Below are 21,503 nucleotides of genomic sequence, written 5' to 3' on the forward strand. Positions count from 1 at the left end.
CTGCGTTCAATAGATTGTGCGCGAACTCAGATCCAATGAAGAGCCTTCAGCCCGCCGAGAACGATGAGCAGTACGCCTGCCGCTGCGGTAAGGTAGTGGCGGAATGCATCTCCAATGCGGTACCCGGCGTACAGCCCAACCCAGGTGAACACGACGGAAAAGAGGCACATGGTTGTGGCAACGAGCAGTGCATCTATGGTGCCAAGCCCAAGACCAAACCCGATGAGCAGGTTGTCCAGGCTAAGTCCGGCAGCCAGCATAGCCAGACCGGTCCACGTCGTGATGCGTTGAGCAATGGTGTCTTCTGGGGCGGCCTGTCGCATGCTGGAGGCCAGCGTCCACCCGCCCAAAAGAATCAACAAAAGCGCCCCGACCCATGCGATCTCTTGCTCAATCCACCGTGCCGTAGCCTGGCCCAGCGTGATGCCTAGAAGCGGTACGAAGAATTCGAAGAGGCCAAATACCACAATGATGCGCCTCCGGCGCGCGTACTGCTTCAACGCGCCGAGGGCCAGCGCTACGGCCATGTTGTTCGCTGCAATCACAACGCCAAGGACAAGCAGTTCCACGACAGTCATAATGAGCCCTCAGCTATACATGGCTTTATGTGGCGATACGCGGCGTCCGCATCTGCTACCGCAGGATACAGCCCCTTTTCCAGTTGGAGAGCGCATACTTACGAGGGCGCAGGGCCGTACCGGTTGGGTCCGTCGGTGCCGCTTGCAAAAAGCATGTACAGCCCAAAGAGAACATTGACAAGCGGAATCAAGCCAATCCAGTAAAACCAGCCCGACAGGTTTACGTCGTGAAGGCGCTGGACGGCAGGGAAAGAGAGTAGAACCGCTGCAACAAGGTAGAGCAGCGCAGCGCTCCCAAGTGCACCTACTTCCTCGGCAATGGTTGCAGGTACAACAAGCACGAGCGCAATAGAAAACGAGCGAAGGAAGTACGACAGCCGTCCGAGACGACCCCGGTATCCAAAGAACGAGGGATTCTCTTCATAGGTCGGGCTGTGTTCATCGTGCTGCGCGGACGGTTCGGCGGGCCGGGTCTGCTTTCGGCTATGACCGGGCGGTGGGGCTACCGGTTCGAATGGATCCGAGGAGGTGTCTGATTCCCAGTGCCGTTCGTCGCCAAAGAGTCCACGCTCGGCTGCCGAGCGCAACGAAGCCCCCCGTTCTTGTGAGGAGGCATCGGAGGGCGGAGGCGGCATGAGTAAGTCGGGCACCTCCTTTGCCGGCGTCCACCCGCTCAACTCGTTGTGCCAGACCAGATCATCGGGGGCTACCTCCCCGCTTTGGATGCACCGCTGAAACTCACGCTCCGAAAACGGCCCCCGCTGCGTTCCGTCATCGCTGTAATACCACATAGAATAGAGACGCTGTCAATACAAACGATGTGCTTTTCTGTAACGTAGGCAGTATATCACCTAACCGCAAAAATAGACGGTTCTAAAAGATCCGGGCTGCTCTACCTTCGTGCTGATTTATTTGTTTAACCGTGCGCAGTTTGTATTTTGGAAGCTCATGCCGTTCCTATACGTCGTACACTCCGTTCTCACACCACTGCCTCATGCGTCGATATCTCATTCCCCGTTTTACCCCCTTCCTGCTTCTGGCTGCTCTGTTTGTATGGACAGGATGCGAGCCTGAAAGCCCTGCTGTGTCGAACGGCGACGACAATGCTGAACCACCTGTACCTGCCGATTATGCCGCATTCTGGGCCACCCTCTCCGATGACTGCGGGCAGGCGTACGAGGGCGTCGTGATCGAAAAGCCGGAAGGCGATGACCAGCTCTCCGAAGACGCTGAGCTAACAATGCATATCCGCGAATGTAGCGAAGAGGAGCTGCGCATCCCCCTGCATGTGTTAGAGCCAGAGGCCGACGACTGGAACCGGTCGCGTACATGGGTGCTCATGCCTCATGAAGACGGCCTGGAGCTGCGCCACGATCATCGTTACCGTGATGGCGAAGAAGAGGAGAGCAGTTGGTATGGTGCGGTAAGCTCAGCCGTGATCGATGCGTACATCGTCGAGTTTATAAGTCCGGATACGCAAAGCGGCTGGCGCATCGAGATTGACCCCGGCGAGCGCTTTACGTATGGTACGTATAGTGACGGGACGTGGGGCTATCGCCTGGATTTTGACCTGACTGCACCGATTGAAACGCCCCCTGCTCCATGGGGCTTTGAGAACGGGGGTTGATTAGATGATGCCCGGAACGAGAGGCATCAACCGGCGAACGGTCGCGGTTTTCGGCAGTCGCGTTCTTCAGTGGGTGGCCCATAGCAATCCGCCGACCAGGAGCACCCCAAAGCCCAGTCCGAGCAGCAGCTCGCGCCGACCGCGGTCAGGCAATGAGCGTCCCTGTTTACGGGCAGTAGGCCAGAACTCAAAAATCATGAGATAGGCCAAGGCGCCAGCGGCAAAGCCAAGTCCGGCCGGCATAAGCCCGTGGGCTACGTTTACAAACAGGTAGGCCGCCACGGCCCCGATAGGCTGAGGCAGGCCTGAGAGCACGGCCCACCCCAGCGCTTTCGCGCGCGAAACGCCATGCGCAATGAGCGGGAGCGCAATAGCCAGCCCTTCCGGAATGTTGAGCAAGGCCATGGCTGCAGTCATAGACACTGCCAGCGCAGGCAGGTCAAACCCACCGAGAGAGAGTCCTTCTGTGTGGGGCAGGTCAGCAAACGCGACGCCGACGGCCACGCCCTCAGGAATGCTGTGGACGAACATGGCGCCCACGACCAGTATGGTGAGGCGCTGCTGATGTGTTTTGGAGGCGCCGGAGGCAGGAAGGCGCTTTTTCAAGATCTGGTCTGTCCCTGCCATGAGACCCATGCCCAGAATTGCACCTCCCAGAACCCAGTATGTGGGTCCGCTCTGAACGCCCTCATAGAGCACGAGCACGCTCATCGTGGCGAGGAGTCCAAGGGCAGCGCCCCAGAGCCCGACCATCCAACGGGCCGACACCCGGCGCGTCACAAAAAATGGAAGCACGCCCAGTCCGGTAGCCAGACCGGTGATCGCCCCGGCTCCACCTACAATCAACAGGTCGGTCCAAATCCATTCCGTTAGAGGCATGAAGCGTGGGGCAAAATGGGACTCGTTACCAACAGGAAGGCACGACGGGACGCCTCAGAGGCCAAATTGAGAGATCAACAGGCGCTCACGCGGCCCCTTCCTCGTCGATGGGCAGCGGGCCGCCCGAGAGTACGATAGCGCCTACGCTATCAAGGCGCACTGCCGGGTCGGCAATGCTCTCGCGCAGCGTGGCCGCGATTTCGGGAGATGCCTGCGCCTGCAGTTCCTGCTTCGCCCGCTCTTGCCGTTCCACCAGGCGATCGCCAGATCGGAGTGCGCGGCGCGCGGCATCACGCGCATCATCGCAGCGCGTGGCCCATCGGTTTGGGTCGACAAACGCGTCGAGTGCAGGCAGGCGGTCGCCTTTGATGTTTGTGTCGCTGCCGCCGTCTTGCTGACGCTCAGGCTCCGCCTCCAGCAGGCTGCGCAGCCCTTCGTTGTCGACGACCTCACCCGTGCCCGTCGTGCAGATCGTTACGAACTGTGGCGGAAAGACCGCATTGGCGCGGCGCTGCAAGGCTGCGCGAGCCGGGTGGGCGCCCGCCTCCGACAGATGCGCAGCGTTCGCCTCCACCACAAACTCGAACCGGAAGAAAAGCGCGTCGTCGCGCCCGAGCAGGTTCCATTGGCGGTTCGTGCGCCAGATAGCATAAGCCCGTCCGCGGTCGTCCCACTCGAAGTAGTCCGTGAGCGCATCCAGGAACGGATGCCCGACACGAAACAGGTTGGCGGTAACGTCGGCACGCGCCTGGCTCTGCAGCGCTACCGGACGGTGGTACGTGGTGGGCTTGTCGGACTTCGGCAGAAAGCGATTCAGGATCGTGTCGAAAGGAATCAGCGTTTTTCCGTTGAAGTCGGGCTGGTAGCGTAAGATGTCGTCGGGGTAGCCCCGCTTGGAGCGGTGGAAGCGCAGCGCTTTCGTGATCCAGGCGTCCATGTCGCGATAGAGCGCGCGGCTGTCGGCTTCGAGTGCCTCCACCGACTCAAAGTACGGTGTATCGCCGCTGGCAAGCGCCTCGGGCTGCTCAAAGAGCGCCTCTTGAGCTGTGCGCTCGTGCGTGCGGGTACGCGCGTCGTGCAGTGCCTGCACCCGCTCGTCAATATCTGCGGTACCCTTTGCGAGGAGCGTCTCGATCAGGTCGGGCTGAATCTGCGTGAGCCACGGCTGCACCGGAGCAACCGAGGTGTCGAGTACGCCGAGCCCCTCTTGCACAAGCCGGTACCACGCCTCAAAGAGCGAGCCCTCCACGTCGGGCCCAAGGTAGACGTGCGTGTGCAGCGGACGCCCCCGCCGCCCAACGCGGTCGAGTCCGCCGGTGCGGGCTTCGATCTGACGGGCATCCCACGGCAGGTCGTAGTGGATGAGGTGGTCTACAAACGACAGGTCGATGGCCCCTACGCCCGACCGATCACATATCAGAATGCGGCAGGCGTCTTCCTCCAGCAGCCGCCGGACTTCGTCCTGGGCCATCGCTACATCTTCGTTGGCGTGATAGAGCGCCGTGGCGGCATAGCCGAACCGGTCGGTGAGCTGCTCGTGCAGGCGCGCGGCAACCGACGGGTAGCGCGTGTGTACCACAAACGTTTCGGGCACCGCAGCGTCCGCATCCATCTTCTGATCGAGGAAGGCCGCAAGCCAGTCCGCGTGCGACAGGTCCATATCGTCAACAGCAGCCCGGGCGGCGGTTTCCATGTCGTGGAGCAGCGCCTCCTCATCTTCTGAAAGCGGCGTTTCGCGCAGGCGGCGGCGTTCGGGGGCGGTCAGGTCGCCGTTGAGGCGATCGCTTTCGGCGCCGCTGTGCCGATACGCTACGGCCTTCGCAAAGAGGGAAAGGTCGCTCCCGGCTGTCTCCACCAGCGTCTGCAAGATACGCGCATACGGCATGGCGGGCGCCTCCGCATCAGCGAGCGCGGTCTCATAGATCTCCGTTCGCCACGCATCCAACAGCGCATGCACCGTCTCCTCGCGCAGATCCATCCCGAACTCGGCATACTCAGGCGCCTGGCGAACGGCGTCCACATCCGCTACATCGGCCCGCCGGGTGCGCAGCATGTGGGGGTGCCAGCGGTACCGATTTTTCAGGAGGATGCGCACGTGGTCGATGGCCCCATTGGTCGGCTCCGCATCCGGATCGTCGAGCGCCTCTTGCAGAGCGGTCGCGCAGGCGTGCAGTTCATCGTCGCTCGGATGCGCTTCGCAGATACGGGTACAGGCGCGGCGAAGCGCCTCCTCGCTGGCAGTGGCCGACAGGTCGTGCAGCACTTTGCTCCATGAGGCGCGGGCCTCGCGCCGGGCTGTGAAGGCCTCGGTGGCGTCGAGCGGGTAGGTGTCCGGATCGAGCAGGTGCAAGAGCGCAAGAAACGGCTGCTCGGCATGATGGGGCGTGGCATCCGACAGGAGCAGCAGGCGCGGGGCGGCGTGAATAGCGGCTGCGGCGCTGGCAAACGCATCGGGGTCGGTCTGCGCCCAGGCAGCTACGCGATCGGCATCGTCGACAACGAGAAGGTTGGCCTCCGTCCCCGAGACAGCCGAGAGCGGGTCGACAGACACCGTACCGCGGAGCGCTTCGGTGTCGAACATGGCATCGAGAGCGTGCTCCCAGGCGGCGTGCTGCTCGGCAGGGGCGCAGATCTGCACGTGGCCGGCGTCGTGATCGATCAGAAACTGCCGGATGACAACACCTGCTTCGACCGATTTGCCAAGCCCCGCCTCATCTGCAAGCAGATAGCGCGGCGCCGGATCTTCAAGCATCTGGCGCATAATCTCGACCTGATGCGGATACAGCTCGATGCTCGACGAGAGGAGTCCAGATGCTCCGTGCGAGGCTGTGCGCTGACGAAGCAGCGCCCGCACAAACGGTGCCCGCTGATTGCGGAAGAACACCGTTTCGTGGCCTTTCTGCTTGAGCGTCTCTGTAGGATCTTCTACCGGACGAGCCCAGCGCACGTAGAGATGCTCCTGACCGGGGTCTTCGACCTCCTGGTCGGGCAGCTCGATCATGCGATCGCCATCGCCGAGGCGTCGTACGCGGCCCATGTGCCAGCGCTCCGCCTCCGGGTCGAAGACGTAGCAGCGCGTCTGGTTGGCCAGGCGCACCACGCGCAGGCGGGCTGTCGGCTCCTCGCGCGTTTCGCGCCGGGCAATCGTGTCGAAGTACTCCACGGTTGCCGTGCCATTCTCCAGCGACACACACTTCCCGATGCCAAGCCCGTTGCCTGCAATCACGAAGTCGTGCAGGCCCACCTCGGTGTCGGGCAGCGGCTCCGCGCCGGGGGGATGATCGGGGTCTCCGAGGTGCTGAGCCAGCGCCTTGAGCTGCGGGTAGTCGGGCAGGCCCTCGCCAGCGGCCCACTGCTCAACGGTATCGGGCAGCGTACCCGTAAGGCGGGCCAGGTCGTCCCACGAGTATCCGAGCGCCTCGCGGCGTTCGGTGAGCCACCAGTGAAGCAGGAGCACCATCTGTTGGTCGTCGGTAGCGGGAGTAGCCATGCAGAGCAAACGTCAGAGCGAAAGGAAGGCGATAAGACGGAGCAGCCGCGCCGCCATCTCACCCGTACGGCGCATGCCTCCACAGGTGCCGCCTTCATGGGCAGTGCCATGTGAAGTGTGGTGCAAAGGCGAGGGGGAGGGATGAAGGAAGTACGGAAGATGGGGAGTTGGGATTTTGGATGCTTCGCTCCGGTATGCATCTAATATGGTGAATCTATATGGTGCACCTACCCCTTACAGTGGGTACAGCTTTGCATCCGGCAGCGTGCAGCCCGCGGAGCGTTTTCAGACGCTGCCTAATCGACGTCAAGTACCTTATGCGTCTGGGTACTCACGCTCCATTCCGGGTGCTGAGTGGCGAGAGACACGGCTTCGTCTTGAGCGTCGTTGAAGCGCGGGCCATCCTCGGGCTGTACGTAGAGGCAGCGCCGCGTCTCACCGGCGATGGTGTGCCGGATACCACGCCGGGCGAACCGCTCATAGTGGGCGGGCCGGTAGTCCGGCACCACCAGCTTCAGTTCATCGAAGCGCTCAAGAGCGAGGTACTCCTCGGGCAGCTTCGGACTGCAGGTGATCCAGTCCGGCGCCGTAATCTCCCCGGTCTCCGGATCCGCAAATGCGTCTGCCAGCGCCACCGTGCCGTTGGTCTCAATGGCGATGGTATATCCGGCTGCGTGCATCGCCTGGATGAGCGCTGCGTCGGCCTGCAGGAACGGCTCGCCGCCGGTAAGCACGCAGAAGCCAATGGGACCGCCCACCTCGCGCATCTGCTGGGTGAGTTCACCGGCGGTGTAGGCGGTGCTGCCTTCCTTGGTGAAGTCCGTGTCGCACCAGCGGGGACAGTCGGCGCCGGTGCGCTGGGCATCGCGCTCGCGATCGTCCTCGTACCCGCTCCACATGTTGCATCCAACCAGCCGCACAAACACGGCCGGACGCCCCGCCCAGAAGCCCTCGCCCTGTACCGTACGAAAGACGTTCTTGACCCGGTAGGTAGATGCGGGGTCTGAAGTGGATACGTGCGTGGCGTCGGGCAGGGCTGCGGGACGAGTATCTGCGAGGGTATCCATATTTCGGTAGCGGTTCAATGTTAAATGATTGCCTGTGGTTTACATCATCGCACGCTCACCCAAACCCCCTCTGTCTGCCGAGCTTCGCTGCAGGCGTGATCCTGTGGACATCTCTCTCTTGGCCAAGGAGGAGAACCCCGACACGAGCCCGTAGGGCGACTGATGGAGCGAAGCGGAATAAGGGAGAAGGGGTTCGAAAAAGAAAAAGCTGCGGCATCCAATCGCCTTATCATTCAGCGTCCATCCACTACCCATCGCCTTAGCATTTGGCAGACCCGCTACACCCATCCCTTTTCTTTGGCCTCCTCGTAGCCCTTCGCGCGCAGCTTGGAAGCAGGGTTGTCGAGCCGGCCATAGCCCCACTCGTTGAGCTGGCTGCGATCGCCGTTGTAATCGGTGTGGCTCATCACACGCACCACTTCGAACACGTCACAGTCCGCTACGGTGCCAAGGTCGGCGGCCAGTTTCCAGGTCTCGGCCTTCGTGAGATCCATCAGCGGCGTATGGATCTTCAGGTCTGCGTCTATTGCCAGCGAGAGGCTCACCTGCATCGAACTGATGAATGTACGTCGGCAGTCGGGGTAGCCGGAATAGTCGGTCTGGCACATCCCGCCTACAAGGTTGGTGGTGCCGCGGTTGTATGCATATGCGGCGGCGGTGCTCAGGAAGAGCGCGTTGCGTCCGGGTACAAAGCTGGCGGGCAGGTCCTCATTGCGAGCGTGCGGCGCGTTCATATCCTTGTCGTGCTCGGTGAGCGCAGAGCCTTCCAGTGCGCCGGTCAGGTCGATGCAGTCGTACGGCACACCGGCCTTTCCCGCGATCTTACGGGCCTGCTCCGTCTCGATGGCGTGCTTCTGCCCATAGGTAAAGCCAAGCGCATGCACATCGTCGAAGCGCTGCAGCGCCCAGAAGAGGCAGGTGGTCGAGTCCTGTCCGCCTGAAAAGAGCACCAGAGCGGAGGCGTTGTTAGGATCATCAGTAGGCATGGCGCAACCGGATCAGTAAGCAAGAGGGATACGTGGAGAAAGAATAGATGGTACGCGTTTGGGATGCGAGAGCAGCGCGTGCTCCGTGAAAACTCGCCCAAACGAGGAGGGTGGATCTTGCAGCACATCGGCGTGTTTGGTACGATGGAAATGTGATATGTGTCCTAATGCCGAGTGCGAGGCACAGCACGTCACGCAAAGAGACGTACGTAACGCTACATACGGAGGGGTGGCAGAGCCTGGTTGAATGCACCGGTCTTGAAAACCGGCAGGCCCTCGCGGGTCTCGGGGGTTCGAATCCCTCCCCCTCCGCTTTTTTCTCCTCTGCTGTTTTCATGTCTCTCCGTTCTCTACAGGGGGCAGTTTGCCGGTTCCTGCGTGTGCTCGCACTGTTATGAGACCCGCACAGAGGCAAGTCATGTGCTGCTGGTCTGTTTGGGAGCTAAGATCACGTAATCAAGATCTCCTGCTCGAGCCCACATCCGTAGCGCGTAAGCAGGGTAGCGACCGACCGGGCTGCTGGCGGCGCGTCTTCTAGCGAGGCAAGGAGGAGGTGGTTCTCCCAGTAGAGAGACGGTTTGCCGTATCGTTGCAGCAATCTCTCCAGGTCATGAGGACGATGCAACCGGACGCGCCCTCCACATTGGGCATGTAGCCGGCTATACTCGTTAAGGCCAACCAGGTCATAATCAGGGCAGTGGACTACGTCGACCGCTTCCATGGCGCTACTTGCCAGCCACTCAATAACCCGTCCTGATAGCCGTCCTCGCCCGTACAGGGCGATGTCAAAGTCAACGCCCAGCGCCTCAGCACGGAGGAAGGCGGTCTGGTTCTCCACGACAGCGAGCGTTCCACACATGGACAGGTTCTGGGATGCGCTCAGTATGGCGGCTGCCACGCCAGCAGTGCTCGTGAGTTGTCCGACCGGCAGGTCGATGCCATTGCATTGGATCGTGGTGCCAGGGCGTCCTCGAAAGAGCAGAAGGTCGGCCTGCTGGCCCCCTCGCTTCGCATCCCGAAAATACTGTACGCCCTGCGTAGTAGACAGACGCCCCGATTGCTGAGCTGCTTCTGTAGCTTCAGCAAGTCCGTTAGGGTAACGATTATCTGCAAAACGCTGCACAACCGCTGGATTCTTTACAACGAGCCGCTCTCCGCTGCCAGACCGTTCGCGTACCAAAATGCCGCCATCAAGTAGGGGACGGAGTGCTTTGCGTTGCGTAGTGCTCACCTTGCTCCAGGCTACCGCTCCGTGTTCTATCAGTCCGGTAAGAGTTGTTAGGAGACCATCGGCCATCGTTTTTCTCTGGGGAGATGCAAGAAAGCAGAGGTTAGGTATTGGGGGCAGCACGGGAAGTCGGGGAGGCGCTTTCTTCGGGACGTCGCAAGCGCACGCGCTGATTTGGACCCAGGTACACCCGGTCTTCTGAGGACTGAAGATAGTACAGATGATCTACCGCCGTCGACTCGGTCGGACTCGCCAGGATAGGTACAAACCCCATGCGCTTTGCCGTTTCGGTAATTCCTATTAGGTTCCGGTCATCCAGGCTCGAGGCCTCGTCCAGGTAGAATGGAATCGTGCGATCGGTGTCGCTGAGCAGGTCGTTGATCAGTACCAGATGCACGAGCACTTTGATGCTGATACTCGTTCCATTTGACTCGATAGACTGCAGGCCGTCGTATGATCTTGTTGTGCCATCAGCAGCGGTGACTTCAAAGGTTACATTGAACAGATCGCTCAGGTGGATGCGCGGGTGGGTGCGCAGCATGGTGTCAAGCTGTTGTGCATCTGCGGCATGTGCTTCGGCATTACCAAAGAGAGGCATGGCATTTTGCTCAGCGGTGCGCTTGAGGAGCCGAACCATTTCGTCTATGGGCGAAACAACCAGTTTGAGTCGCTTCAGGTCGGATACGGATGTGGTTCGCAAGCGCCGGTTAATTGCACTGACTTTGGCCTGTAGTGTATCAAGGCGTGCCAGTAGATCGCTCAGGTTGCGACCCAGTCCGGTCATTAGCTGCTGCCACATATTTTCGGCAGCCTGACGACGCGGAGCAAGCCCCTGCAGTTCGTCGCGCAGAACAGTTAGGGTAGCTTCCAACGTGTCGCGTTCGTACTGAGCCGTAGTTCGCGTGTGGATTCGTCGAAGCGCTCGGCGCAGGTGGTCCTCTGCATCTTGTTCATCGCTGAGGGTCGTACGGTATGCACTGAAGAGAGGCCGGATGGCAGCAAGCATATCTCCTGCATCGCCTTCAACAGAATGTGCTACTTGTGAGCTATCGGATGCGACCGTTTCCTCGCTGTCCTTGTTTGGAGGTGTCCATGCAGCCGGGGGAGCGTGCAAGGCGCGCTGCTCGTTCTTCAGCTCTCGGAGAGATTTCTGAATCTGCTGATAACGCACCTGAGCGTCTTGGATACGCTTATCATGCACCTGCACGTCGTCTCGCACCGCATCCCGGCGCTGTGTGACGACTTGCATTTCAGCCTCAACTTGCGCTTTCTGATTGCGAAGTTCAGGAATCTGTTGGGAGGCCTCCTCAGCCTTACGGCGATGCTGCAGTACAGCCTGCAGGTCATCAATCGTTTTCTGCAATGATTGAATATCCGCGTTCAGCTTGCTCCGGTTCTCGGCGATGGCCAGTCGTTGTTGAAGCCGCTCCTGCTCACCTGTAGCATCCTGAAACGCTGCGCGGATGCGATCGGCATCAATATACTGGTCCAATGGAGGGGGCGTCAGTCCGCTCAAAGACAGCGTGCCCCATGAAGCCACCCATGGATTGGCCGTGAGTTCGTCATCCAGACGACGGAGACGCGCCAGAAGGGCATCTTGGTCAGTAATGTTCAGGTGAGGTCCCGATGGGTTCAGGTCCAGCATTTCCGGGTTCAGAATGCGAAACAGCCGGTTCATGCGAGCTGTGCCGAGCGTTTTTTTGAGCACCGGACCTACCGCATTCTCAAGATTCGCGAGGCGGTGGCGCATTTGCTCCACATTCTTATTGACCCGTTGCAGGCGAGCGCGAATACGCTTCGGGTCGTCTGCATCAATGGATTGTATCTTGGCGCGCAGTGAAGCCTGCTTCTGACGCAGGTGCTTCAGCTTGTGCTCAGTCGTTTCGGGGTCAACGTCTGCGCCTGCCTTCACTATGTCTCTCAACCGCTGCAGGTTACCCTTCACACCGCCCAGCGTCTGGTTCAGGTCGTCGCGTGTTGCATCCAGCGTGCGATACGCTTTTTGAAGGTCATTGCGCGTGCTCTTTTCTTGGTGGATCGCTTGAGCCTGGGCGCGAGCCGCCTCGTCAAGTGTGTTGCGAAGCTGGTCTGCCGTGTGCGTAACCTGATCCCACAGCTGCACGCCGGTGCTTCGGAGATGCTGGCGCCGTTCGTAGTGCTCGAGAGCGGTGCGAATACTGTCCTCAATTAGTTCCAGCTTCTCAATCTCGTCGCGCTGGTTCTGCATTTTTGCAAACTGAGCGGCATAATCCGTTTTTAGGTCGATCGACAGGGCACCCAGTTCTTCAGCATACGTGTTGCAAAGTGTAGACTTCAGGGTGTGCTGGTCCAGATGGCGAAGCCGAATCAGGCCTTTGAACAGGTCGCGAAACCGATCATAGCCCTCCTGGCTCTTTACGGGTACAAGACCAAGGTGTACGGTCTTATTCTCACCGATGCCGGTAAGAGCAGCACGAAGATGATGCGCTTTCATCAGCCGCAGGTTCTTAAGGGCCAGTTCAGGCTTTACCTCGTCGATGGGGCGAGGAGCGTTGTCGTCTGTTAGAAAGTCGCTGCGGACCCATGGTCCAGCATAGGCAAACCGTTGTACGGCGTAGTTTTTTGCAGGTCCGGTACCGTGCACTCCAAAAACCTGCAAGCCCTGCGGGGTTCGGCACTCAAACAGAACGTAGCTGTAGCGCTCTGGAAAGTAATAGCGCCGCGTTTCCCGCGTGGTATACCCAAAAAAAGACATGTGGCTGATCTTGTCCACGTACAAAAACTGAAGCAGGTTGACCAGAGTGGTCTTGCCAACATTGTTCGGGCCTATCAAATGCAGCGGACGCGTCAGGTCTACATCAGCAAAATCAAACGTACCGGCGTGTATCAGAATGAGTCGGGTGGGTCCAAGGAGAGCCATAACACAATGATATACAATGATGTGATGAGGAGGATGGGGGCGTTCGGATGGGGGGCGCTACGATTTCTGGATAGGAGGGAGCGGGTAGGTGTGTGAGTCGCCCTGTGTGTCAGCGTCGGACGCTGCAGCATCAGAGGAAGCGCTCATCTCTGCAGCTTCGACACACAGATCCAGAAAGCGATATGATGCAGTCCGAAACTGAAACGTGCCTCCGGTCCGGGTTTCGGCGAACCCATACGTTTCGAGTAACCGAATGACGCCCGCCAGGTCATCGGCATCATTCACATCTACCTGCTCCATATACTCGCGATATCGATCGGATGCAAGATGCGGGAGGTCGTCGATGGGCCACCAGGCATCGAAGAAGGTCGGAATGATCGCTGCGTGCCCGTTCCCCATCCATTCGACCATCACCAATACAAATAATCCCATCGTACGCGCCTGCTTGCCCGGGTTTTTGTCAAGATCGGAAGCCAAGTAAACGACATTTTGGGGGTGTTTGTGTAGATGCAGTCCAAAAGCTGCAAAAGCGTTCTCATACGCCTCAAATCTATTCCAGAGAACCCGGAAGAGATCGCCATCCGATGGCGTAAAGTGGTACCCTCTGCGGAGACGGTCGAAGATCGTGGCAAGATGGGGAAGGGGCTTCATAATCAAGCAGGTAAAGTTGTTAAGTAAGTCGGCGAAAATACGTTTACACCTTGTCATCGCGAGGAGGGAGCCTGCGACCGACGCGGCGATCTCATACGTCAGTTGAAGCGGTTTATCCTGCTTATAAGGCACTTCCTCGCTACGCTCACAGCGCCGCGTCGCTGGCGCTCCTCGCAATGACATAATCAAAGATTCTTTTGTGGGCCTACTTAAGTTTTGATAGTCGTCAGGCATAGTCAGATAGCGGTCAACTCAGCGGCTTCTACGCGAACAGGGTGCGCCTCAATGAGATACGGGCCATGCGGGTACGTGCAAGGTGTTGTATCGAACGAGATATGCAGTTCGTTGCTCTGCAGGACGTACCGGTAGGCGGCGAGTACGTGAGACGTATCGGCATCTGCAAACTGACTAACAAGTCGAGCCATTACGTCGTCTATTGGGCACGCCTGTACTATCTGGGCGATGAGTTCATCGCGGCGTGGTAGGGCCACTGGTGGGGCGTCTGCAGTATAGTCGGAGATAGGATCTGGCGGTGCCGGCGTATAGGCGCGCATATCCAGCAGGAAACTTCGCATGGCGTCGTCATCGAAGACGGTGCGTATGTTGATGCGGAGTAGTTGGAGGCGTTCGGGCAGGCGCAGCACGTCGGGGCCGGCACGATGGACGGCCTGCAGAAGTTGAGATGCGCCACGAACGAGCATGGTGCTACGCTTTTGCTCTTTGAACAGGGGCAGAACCTCGTCGCGGGCTGTCTCAAAGTTTTGGAGGACGCGACGGCGCACGCGGCGCAGACGGGCTCTGGCAACGGCAAGCTCACGCAGTACCGCAGGAGCATCAGTAAACGCTGGTTGCACATGACCAAGTGCGGTGTTCAATTGCGAAAACTGGTCTTCCGCCATCCCACCAGTGCGCACGAGCTCTTCCAGCGGGTCGATGTGGTCGTTCATCATTTCGAGGACGACGTCGAAGCGGTCTTTCACGCTTATGCCTTTCGTTTGAGCTCGCAATGCCGCAACGTGACTCAGAATGGCCTCGCGATTACGCCGGGAGATTCGCCGGATCTCTTCCATTTCGTCTCCAATGCGTTCAAGGATGCGAATAGCACCGCTCTGCGAGCCCGTTTCGCCGAACGCGCGAAGACGCTCCCGGTCGGTGGCGATCTGCTCCAGGTGTCCTCGGAGGACCTTCGGAGTACTCAGCACCTGCTCGCGCTGAAACTCGCGTAAGAGGCGCTGAATGCGCATTGTAGGTTCGTATACGGCGGATTGCTCAGGAAGCGGCTCGATGAGCCCATGGGTGCAGAGCTGCCGAAAGATGTGCGGCACTGAGGGTGTAGAGGCGCTACGGCCTTGCTGGGCACGGCGAAGATGGGTACGGATCTCTGCTTCACGCAGCCCGTGCGGTGCCGCATGTATTGCTTGCAATGTCGATAGATGATCGTGCGCTAAGCGCAGGAAGGTCTTCAGGTCACGGCCGGCCATGATGCACCGTTACAGTTACTGAAGTAAAGCACATGGAAGTGTAAATAGTGTAAATATAAGCTACGTCCGGTTTGTATTAAGCGCAACATAAAAAGCAAGGTCGATGCAGGATCCATATCCCCTTGAATGAAGAGCAGACAAGGCACTCGGGTGGTAGGTGAGTACATCGACGATCGGTCTCCTAAAAAATATTTCTTGAAGCGAACGGTCCCTGTTTGCTACCTCCAGTTCTGTAGGGAACGTGCAGGCTGAGAGACGCTCCTCATTTTCGACAACGGGCCCGTTGCCTCCACCGCTTGACATTAAGCCGCTACCAGCCCTCGTTTCTGATGTCCAACGCAACTGGGCGCAAGCTAATATGTCGATTCCTGGCTTAGACACCACCCCGGGATCTCAAAAGCCCCCCACAAGCGCCTGATGCAGCCAGAGCGGCAGCTCATAACCTGTGCTGTAACATTGCTTCGCATGGCTCCGTAGAGAGGGCACAGCAGCGCAAGGCGCATCGCGTGGCCACAGAAACCGTGTGCCGCAAGTGCCTGTGCTGCATCCGTTCCGTCGATTCTGCTGACCCGCTTGTGTTCTATGCGCTCGTTTGTTGCCGCCCTCTGTTGTACGCTCGCTCTGTTCGCCGCGGTAGGAACCGCTCCCGTTCAGGCGCAGCAAAGCCCCGAAACCATCACCTTCGACGATGCCGTCACCATTGCGCTCGACCAGAATACCGATCTGCGGCGTGCCATAAACGACGTGCAGCGCCAGGACGCTACCATCCGGCAGCGCCAGTTCGATTTTGCACCGAACCTGAGTATCAACAGCGGTACCACCCGCCAGTTCGGACGCAGCTTTAGCCAGGAAGAAGGGGCCATCGTAAACCAGACGACCGATATCTTCCGCGTCGGCGCCAACTCCAGCGTCACGGTCTTCGACGGGTTCAACAACATTGCGTCGCTGCAGCAAGCCAACCGTCGCGGACAGGCCAGCGAGCTTAACCTGGAGCGCACGCGGCAGGATGTCGTGTTTACGGTGATGGAGCAGTTCATTGACCTGGCACAGAGCAAGCAAGAGGTGGAAGTGCGCGAAGATGAGGTCGCGGTGCAGCGCCAGCAGCTGGAGCAGATCCAGGAGTTTGTGGATGCGGGCGCCCGGCCCACGTCCGATCTCTTTCAGGCCGAAGCCGACCTGGCCCAGGCCGAGCAGCAGCTCCTGCAGTCCGAGCGGGAAGTCGAGGTCAACACCACGCGGCTGATTCAGACGCTGCAGCTCGACCCGTTCGGCACGTACGACTTTGAAGCTCCGCCGGTTAGCGAGGTAGCTACGCAAGAGCAGATCTACGCAATGGATGAGATGCTACAGAATGCCTTCGATCGGCGCGTAGACCTGCGGGCGGAAGAGGCCAACCTGTCTGCCTCTGAACAGAGCATCCGCATCGCGCAGTCCAGCTACTGGCCGTCGCTCTCGCTCAACTTCGGGTACAACACCAACTGGGCCAGCACGGCTGCGCTTCCGGGCGACCCCGACCCGTCGTTCTTTGATGTGCTCGACTCGCGCCGTGGGGGCAACATAGGCATCTCGCTCTCCTTTGCAGTCTTCGACCGGCTGCAGCGCCGCAACCAGACGGCTCAGGCACGGGCCGATGTGCGCCAGGCCGAATACAACCTGCAAGACCAGCGCCAGAACATCGCGCTGCAGGTGCGGCAGGCCGTGCTCGACTACCGCAACGCGCTGAAGCAGCTCGAAGTGGCCGACACGCGCCTGCGTGCAGCGGAGCGAGCCCGCGAAGCGGCCGAAGAGCGTTATAACCTGGGCAGCGCCTCGATCGTGGAGCTCTCGCAGGCGACTCGCGACTTCACCGATGCTGCAAGTCAGCAGGTGCAGGCGGAGTTCAACGTAGTGTTTCAGCAGAAGCTGATCGACTACCAGGTGGGTACGCTTAATCCCGATGCGCCCCTTTTTGAATAGGCAGAACAAGCAGGCAGCGAACGTCACACCCCCTGAGGGCCCCGCGCCTTGTTGATCCAACCGCGCGACGCGCCCTCTTCTTACATCCCTTTATTGAGACACTCTTATGATGCGTCGCATCTTCTACATCATTGGCGGAATCATCCTGGTGCTCATCCTGCTGGGTACGGCCGGTCGCTTCATGGGCTGGTTCGGCGGCGGGGCCGATGGCATCGCTGTACAGGCTGAAAACGCCGACGAGCGTACCATCACGCAGGTCGTAACCGCATTCGGACGCGCACAGCCCGAGGTGGAGGTTACCATTAGTCCCGACGTAGCGGGCGAGATCGTGGAGCTGAACGTGCGCGAGGGCGCTCAGGTCAGCCAGGGCGACCTGCTCGTGCGCCTGCGTCCCGATAACTACCAGGCCCAGCTTGAGCGCACCCAGGCCGAGGTGGCCCGCGCCCGCGCCAACCTCGCCGAGCGCGAAGCCGACTCGCTGCAGGTGCGGCTGGAGTACGACCGGCAGAAACGCCTGTTTGAGCGCGACGTCATTCCAGAAAGCGAGTACGAGGCCGCCGAGTCGCGCTACAAGCAGGCCGTGGCCCGGCTGCAGGGCGCCCGCTACCAGGTGCAAAGCGCCATGGCTACGCTGCGCGACGCCCGCGAGCAGCTCGAAAAAACAAACATCTACGCGCCCATGAGCGGCACCATCAGCAAGCTCGACGTAGAGCTCGGCGAGCGCGTGGTAGGCACCTCGCAGATGCAAGGCACCGAAATGATGCGCATCGCCCGCCTCAATCAGATGGAGATGGAAGTGGATATCAACGAAAACGACGTTGTGAATGTGAGTCCCGGCGACACCGCACGTATCGAGATTGACGCTCACCCCGACCGCACCTTTCGCGGCACGGTCACCGAAATCGCCAACTCGGCTCGCGTAAGCGGCGAGGGTACGCAAGAGCAGGTCACGAACTTCCCGGTGAAGATCCGGCTGCTCGACGCACATAACGAAGACGCCGGCGAAGTCATGACCGGCCCCGAAGGCGGTATCGCAACAGCCGAAGATGGAGAGCCCGTCGCGCCCGCGCCCGTCATCCGACCCGGCATGAGCGGCAGCGTCGATATCTCGACCCGGACGGTAGAGAACGTCATCTCCGTGCCCATCCAGGCCGTTACGGTACGTAATATGGACGACGAAGAGGGGGGCGGACGGCGCTCGGCAGACAGCATGCGCCGCGTGGTCTTCGTGGCCGATGGCGACTCGGCGCACGTGCGCGCCGTCGATACCGGCATTGCCGACGATACATACATCGAGGTGCGCTCTGGACTCAGCGCCGGCGAGCGCGTCATCACGGGGCCGTACAGCGCCGTCAGCCGCGAGCTAAACGACGGCGCGCCCATCACAATCGAAGAATCGCCCCGCCAGGGCGGACGCCGCACAGCCTCTCGATAGTTGCGCAGCGCGTAAGAATCAGCATACATAAGAATACGGGGGGATGCGAAGGATCTTCGCTTCGACGTCTCACTGTCTCGGGTTTCTGGTTACCTTTTGTCTATCTGCATATGGCCTCATCTACGCAACGTACGTCGTCAGGCGCACCAACCGTCGCGTCCCCCGCCGGTCCCCTCCTTCAGATTACCGGACTCAAGAAACGCTACGTGATGGGGAGCGAGGAGGTCTGGGCGCTCGACGGCATCGACGTCTCCGTCGAGGAGGGGGAGTACGTCGCGATCATGGGGCCGTCAGGGTCGGGCAAGTCGACGTTCATGAACATGCTGGGCTGTCTCGACACGCCCACCAGCGGCACCTACTTGCTGAACGGCAACGACGTCAGCCACTACTCCGACGACGAGCTTGCCGAGATTCGCAATCGCGAGATCGGGTTTATCTTTCAGACGTTTAACCTGCTTCCGCGTGTGGACTGTCTGCGCAACGTGGAGCTGCCGCTGATCTACGCCGGGATGAAGCAGGCCGAGCGGCACGAGCGCGCGGCGGAGGCGCTCCGAAAGGTCGGCCTCGGCGATCGCATGGACCACAGGCCCAACGAGCTCTCGGGCGGGCAGCGGCAGCGGGTGGCCACGGCGCGTGCGCTGGTCAACGCGCCCTCGATCATACTGGCCGACGAGCCGACCGGTAACCTCGACACCGAAACGGGCGATGAGATCATGCGGCTCTTCGAGGAGCTGCACCGGCAGGGCAACACGCTTCTGGTGGTTACGCACGAGGAAGACATCGCGCAGCATGCCCGTCGCATCCTGCGCCTGCGGGATGGCAAGCTGGAGCAAGACACCCGCGTGGCACAGCCTACGTTCGAACACGAAGTGTTCTGATTCCGAGCGTGCCTTTGTGAAGCGTGAAGAACGCCACAGTCCCCGCCTGCCCCGGACGCGGATCCGGAGACTCGGGGACTCGGGGACTCCCCATATCCGTAAAGACGATCGTTTCCAACACGAGGCTGCCCCCTACCGTCAAGTGGAAATCGTGAGCAGGTCTCTGCTAACAGCCAGCCAATTCGAACAGAAGCGTATGAGATTGCGTCGTCCTTCGTCCTCGCAATGACAAGGTGAGGGGGCTTCTTACTGCAGTATTACGGCACCAGAGACTCCCCTCCTACCGGCGTTAGCTGGAAAGGAGGGGGGACCCGAAAGGGCGGGGTGGTCCAGGGCCAGGCTTCGCCAACCGTAAAAGACCCCGGGGCTCCGCTGCGCTTGGGATGACGTGTGCTGTCGCCTCGAGTATCGCCGCTGCGGCAGTTCGTCTCGAACAGGGAAGCACGGGCGGAAGCATCGGCAGTTACGCCGTTGAGGTGCCGTCTACCTCGATGTTGGCCCCCGACACGAAGTTGGCGCCATCGGAGCTTAGGTGCAGCACCATCGCGGCGATGTCTTCGGGCTGGGCGAGGCGACCCATGGGATGGTTCTCGCCAGCTCCCTCCAGGCTACCGCCGTAGAAGCGGCGCAGCAGGTCCGTCTCGGTAGCGCCCGGCGAAAGCGTGAGAATGCGGAGTCCGTCGCCCGCGTGGCGCTGGGCGGCTGAGCGCGACAGCCCGTGCACGGCATGCTTTGAGGCGGCGTATGCCCCCCACGAACCCGAGCCACGGCTCGTCAAGACCGATCCGGTGTTGATGATTACGCCCGCTCCCTGCTCCACCATCACCGGAATTTCGTAGCGCATGGCGTAGAGCACGCCGTCGACGTTCGTGCGCATCAGGTCGTGATAGCCCATCTCCCCCTCCATGGCGATGCCGTTATAGCCCCCATTGGGCCCTTCGATGCCTGCGTTGTTAAAGGCGACATCGACTGTGCCATAGGTTTCAACACACGCCGAGACAAACGCCTCCACTTGCGTCTCCTCGCGCACATCGGCGCGCATGTACGTGGCCTCGCCGCCGGCACCCCGAATTGCCCCCTCGACTTCAGCGCCCAGATGCTCGCGGCGTCCGCAGAAGAAGACCGACGCGCCTTCATCGGCAAAGGCGCGGGCGGTGGCTTCGCCGATGCCGGAGGTGGCACCGGTGATGAGCACGACGGTGTCGTCGAAGCGCCCTGAACGGTTGGGTGTAGCGGACGGTGCAGGTGCGGCTGCAAACGATGCGCCTGCAGCTGCTACGCCTGCCAGGGCGGTGCCGCCGCGTGTAAGAAATTGACGTCGCGACGGGGCATCAGCGTTTGTATCCGACATAATAGATTAACGGGTTGGTATATAGAACGGTTGGGCGTAAAGGATGCGAAACGTACGCATTCGCCCGTGGCCCCGTTCAGGCCGCAGGCCATGGCTTACGTAGACGCAGGACGCAGCATGTCAGAAAAATCCCCACATCAGCGTGCGTAGCATGCTCACATCGGTGCAGATGAGACTTGATTAAGTTGTTACTACATGTAGTCAAAAGAGCGTAACACGCTGAAAGGATAGTATATTCTTTGTAAGTATTATAAAGAATACGTTGAGATAATAATATATGCCGCTTAAAGGGGTTGGGCATGTATTTTTGTGCGATGTGATCTTGGAACAAGATACTTGCGTAGCATATATACTCTCTCGCAAACTTGTTATAACAACACCCCAATGGTAACGCACCTATGATTGAGATGCTCTCCCAAACCTGGCCCTGGTACGTGGCCGGACCGCTTATCGGACTGATTGTGCCCGCGCTGCTTATTGCCGGAGGCAAGATGTTCGGGATTTCGGCCAACCTGCGCCATGCCTGTGCCGCCACCATTCCGGGGCGTATCGAGTTCTTTCAGTACGACTGGAAGAAGTCGGGGCTCTGGAATCTCGTGTTTGCCGTCGGCATCGTGCTGGGCGGATTGATTGCAACGACGCTGCTGGCGCATCCGAACCCGGAGATCGGGATTTCGGAGGGTGCGCGTGCGCAGCTCACCGCGCTGGGAATCTCCGACTTCACGGGGCTTCTTCCCAATGACATCTTTACGTGGGAGGGGCTGGCCTCACTTCCGGGCTTCATCATGATTGTCGTAGGTGGCTTTCTGGTGGGATTCGGGGCGCGCTACGCCGGCGGGTGTACCTCGGGCCACGCTATCAGCGGGCTCGCTGACCTGCAGGTGCCGTCGCTCATCGCTGTAATCGGGTTCTTCATTGGTGGGCTCTTCGTGACCTACGTAGTCTTGCCTCTCATCCTGTAGCGCGTGCTGACTGTAGCGCGTGCTGAAGCAGCTGC

16 protein-coding genes and 1 tRNA gene are annotated in these 21,503 nt (G+C 60.0%); 6 read left to right on the forward strand and 11 right to left on the reverse strand.

Going from position 1 to position 21,503, the window contains the following annotated elements; genetic code table 11:
* Nucleotides 1–26 precede the first annotated feature (26 nt).
* Together ACZ48V_RS04280 and ACZ48V_RS04285 are read right to left on the reverse strand one after the other, a co-directional pair.
* The gene (locus ACZ48V_RS04280; RefSeq protein WP_464541925.1) at nucleotides 27–578 is read right to left on the reverse strand and encodes a manganese efflux pump MntP; all 552 of its coding nucleotides are present in this window, start codon (nucleotides 576–578) and stop codon (nucleotides 27–29) included.
* 98 nt (nucleotides 579–676) lie between these two features.
* Nucleotides 677–1,369 carry a GYF domain-containing protein gene (locus ACZ48V_RS04285; RefSeq protein ID WP_464541927.1) on the reverse strand — a complete coding sequence of 231 codons (693 nt, stop codon included), beginning with the start codon at nucleotides 1,367–1,369 and terminating at the stop codon, nucleotides 677–679.
* A gap of 203 nt (nucleotides 1,370–1,572) precedes the next feature.
* On the opposite strand from ACZ48V_RS04285, the gene ACZ48V_RS04290 reads away from it, so the two are divergent.
* A complete protein-coding gene (locus tag ACZ48V_RS04290) occupies nucleotides 1,573–2,205 on the forward strand; it encodes a hypothetical protein (RefSeq protein ID WP_464541929.1) in 633 nt (210 codons plus the stop codon).
* 66 nt (nucleotides 2,206–2,271) lie between these two features.
* On the opposite strand, the gene ACZ48V_RS04295 is transcribed toward ACZ48V_RS04290, so the two are convergent.
* The 4 genes from ACZ48V_RS04295 to queC all read right to left on the reverse strand — a co-directional run bounded on the left by ACZ48V_RS04295 (nucleotide 2,272) and on the right by queC (nucleotide 8,627).
* The gene (locus ACZ48V_RS04295; protein ID WP_464541930.1) at nucleotides 2,272–3,084 is read right to left on the reverse strand and encodes a ZIP family metal transporter; all 813 of its coding nucleotides are present in this window, start codon (nucleotides 3,082–3,084) and stop codon (nucleotides 2,272–2,274) included.
* 85 nt (nucleotides 3,085–3,169) lie between these two features.
* Nucleotides 3,170–6,574: a protein DpdE gene (gene dpdE, locus ACZ48V_RS04300; protein WP_464541932.1), complete on the reverse strand. Its 3,405-nt coding sequence runs from the start codon at nucleotides 6,572–6,574 to the stop codon at nucleotides 3,170–3,172.
* 296 nt (nucleotides 6,575–6,870) lie between these two features.
* Complete coding sequence (locus ACZ48V_RS04305; RefSeq protein ID WP_464541934.1) at nucleotides 6,871–7,641, reverse strand: 7-carboxy-7-deazaguanine synthase QueE; 771 nt, start codon at nucleotides 7,639–7,641, stop codon at nucleotides 6,871–6,873.
* Nucleotides 7,642–7,919: 278 nt separating this feature from the next.
* Nucleotides 7,920–8,627 (reverse strand): 7-cyano-7-deazaguanine synthase QueC, encoded by a 708-nt coding sequence (gene queC / locus ACZ48V_RS04310; protein ID WP_464541936.1) that lies wholly within the window; start codon nucleotides 8,625–8,627, stop codon nucleotides 7,920–7,922.
* A gap of 223 nt (nucleotides 8,628–8,850) precedes the next feature.
* Between queC and ACZ48V_RS04315 the strand changes: the two genes are divergently transcribed.
* Nucleotides 8,851–8,939, forward strand: a tRNA-Ser gene (locus tag ACZ48V_RS04315).
* 136 nt (nucleotides 8,940–9,075) lie between these two features.
* On the opposite strand, the gene ACZ48V_RS04320 is transcribed toward ACZ48V_RS04315, so the two are convergent.
* From ACZ48V_RS04320 to ACZ48V_RS04335, 4 genes are all read right to left on the reverse strand, one after another.
* Nucleotides 9,076–9,924, reverse strand: a complete 849-nt coding sequence (locus ACZ48V_RS04320; RefSeq protein ID WP_464541938.1) for a hypothetical protein — start codon at nucleotides 9,922–9,924, stop codon at nucleotides 9,076–9,078.
* A 34-nt stretch (nucleotides 9,925–9,958) separates the two neighbouring features.
* The gene (locus ACZ48V_RS04325) at nucleotides 9,959–12,754 is read right to left on the reverse strand and encodes an ATP-binding protein (RefSeq protein ID WP_464541940.1); all 2,796 of its coding nucleotides are present in this window, start codon (nucleotides 12,752–12,754) and stop codon (nucleotides 9,959–9,961) included.
* A 57-nt stretch (nucleotides 12,755–12,811) separates the two neighbouring features.
* Nucleotides 12,812–13,405, reverse strand: a complete 594-nt coding sequence (locus ACZ48V_RS04330) for a condensin complex protein MksE (protein ID WP_464541942.1) — start codon at nucleotides 13,403–13,405, stop codon at nucleotides 12,812–12,814.
* 236 nt (nucleotides 13,406–13,641) lie between these two features.
* Nucleotides 13,642–14,886, reverse strand: a complete 1,245-nt coding sequence (locus ACZ48V_RS04335; RefSeq protein ID WP_464541944.1) for a hypothetical protein — start codon at nucleotides 14,884–14,886, stop codon at nucleotides 13,642–13,644.
* Between the two features lie 582 nt (nucleotides 14,887–15,468).
* Between ACZ48V_RS04335 and ACZ48V_RS04340 the strand changes: the two genes are divergently transcribed.
* The 3 genes from ACZ48V_RS04340 (at nucleotide 15,469) to ACZ48V_RS04350 (ending at nucleotide 19,155) form a co-directional block, all read left to right on the forward strand.
* Nucleotides 15,469–16,842 (forward strand): TolC family protein, encoded by a 1,374-nt coding sequence (locus ACZ48V_RS04340; protein WP_464541946.1) that lies wholly within the window; start codon nucleotides 15,469–15,471, stop codon nucleotides 16,840–16,842.
* 106 nt (nucleotides 16,843–16,948) lie between these two features.
* Nucleotides 16,949–18,277 (forward strand): efflux RND transporter periplasmic adaptor subunit, encoded by a 1,329-nt coding sequence (locus ACZ48V_RS04345; protein ID WP_464541948.1) that lies wholly within the window; start codon nucleotides 16,949–16,951, stop codon nucleotides 18,275–18,277.
* Nucleotides 18,278–18,387: 110 nt separating this feature from the next.
* Nucleotides 18,388–19,155: an ABC transporter ATP-binding protein gene (locus ACZ48V_RS04350; protein WP_464541950.1), complete on the forward strand. Its 768-nt coding sequence runs from the start codon at nucleotides 18,388–18,390 to the stop codon at nucleotides 19,153–19,155.
* 463 nt (nucleotides 19,156–19,618) lie between these two features.
* Here the strand turns inward: ACZ48V_RS04350 and ACZ48V_RS04355 are convergent, their stop codons facing one another.
* On the reverse strand, nucleotides 19,619–20,506 hold the full coding sequence (locus ACZ48V_RS04355; RefSeq protein ID WP_464541952.1) for an SDR family NAD(P)-dependent oxidoreductase: 888 nt from the start codon (nucleotides 20,504–20,506) through the stop codon (nucleotides 19,619–19,621).
* A gap of 398 nt (nucleotides 20,507–20,904) precedes the next feature.
* On the opposite strand from ACZ48V_RS04355, the gene ACZ48V_RS04360 reads away from it, so the two are divergent.
* Nucleotides 20,905–21,468, forward strand: coding sequence for a YeeE/YedE family protein (locus ACZ48V_RS04360; RefSeq protein WP_464541954.1), 564 nt, complete (start codon nucleotides 20,905–20,907; stop codon nucleotides 21,466–21,468).
* Nucleotides 21,469–21,503 lie beyond the last annotated feature (35 nt).

It is taken from the genome of Longimonas haloalkaliphila (assembly GCF_055379825.1).

Bases quoted from the DNA above. Each gene is read 5' to 3' on its own strand.
- ACZ48V_RS04290 (WP_464541929.1), top strand. From the start codon at position 1,573: ATGCGTCGATATCTCATTCCCCGTTTTACCCCCTTCCTGCTTCTGGCT.
- ACZ48V_RS04295 (WP_464541930.1), bottom strand. From the start codon at position 3,084: ATGCCTCTAACGGAATGGATTTGGACCGACCTGTTGATTGTAGGTGGA.
- ACZ48V_RS04360 (WP_464541954.1), top strand. From the start codon at position 20,905: ATGATTGAGATGCTCTCCCAAACCTGGCCCTGGTACGTGGCCGGACCG.
- ACZ48V_RS04350 (WP_464541950.1), top strand. From the start codon at position 18,388: ATGGCCTCATCTACGCAACGTACGTCGTCAGGCGCACCAACCGTCGCG.
- queC (WP_464541936.1), bottom strand. From the start codon at position 8,627: ATGCCTACTGATGATCCTAACAACGCCTCCGCTCTGGTGCTCTTTTCA.
- ACZ48V_RS04280 (WP_464541925.1), bottom strand. From the start codon at position 578: ATGACTGTCGTGGAACTGCTTGTCCTTGGCGTTGTGATTGCAGCGAAC.
- ACZ48V_RS04330 (WP_464541942.1), bottom strand. From the start codon at position 13,405: ATGAAGCCCCTTCCCCATCTTGCCACGATCTTCGACCGTCTCCGCAGA.
- ACZ48V_RS04305 (WP_464541934.1), bottom strand. From the start codon at position 7,641: ATGGATACCCTCGCAGATACTCGTCCCGCAGCCCTGCCCGACGCCACG.
- ACZ48V_RS04285 (WP_464541927.1), bottom strand. From the start codon at position 1,369: ATGTGGTATTACAGCGATGACGGAACGCAGCGGGGGCCGTTTTCGGAG.
- ACZ48V_RS04355 (WP_464541952.1), bottom strand. From the start codon at position 20,506: ATGTCGGATACAAACGCTGATGCCCCGTCGCGACGTCAATTTCTTACA.
- ACZ48V_RS04345 (WP_464541948.1), top strand. From the start codon at position 16,949: ATGATGCGTCGCATCTTCTACATCATTGGCGGAATCATCCTGGTGCTC.
- ACZ48V_RS04320 (WP_464541938.1), bottom strand. From the start codon at position 9,924: ATGGCCGATGGTCTCCTAACAACTCTTACCGGACTGATAGAACACGGA.
- ACZ48V_RS04335 (WP_464541944.1), bottom strand. From the start codon at position 14,886: ATGGCCGGCCGTGACCTGAAGACCTTCCTGCGCTTAGCGCACGATCAT.
- ACZ48V_RS04340 (WP_464541946.1), top strand. From the start codon at position 15,469: ATGCGCTCGTTTGTTGCCGCCCTCTGTTGTACGCTCGCTCTGTTCGCC.
- ACZ48V_RS04325 (WP_464541940.1), bottom strand. From the start codon at position 12,754: ATGGCTCTCCTTGGACCCACCCGACTCATTCTGATACACGCCGGTACG.
- dpdE (WP_464541932.1), bottom strand. From the start codon at position 6,574: ATGGCTACTCCCGCTACCGACGACCAACAGATGGTGCTCCTGCTTCAC.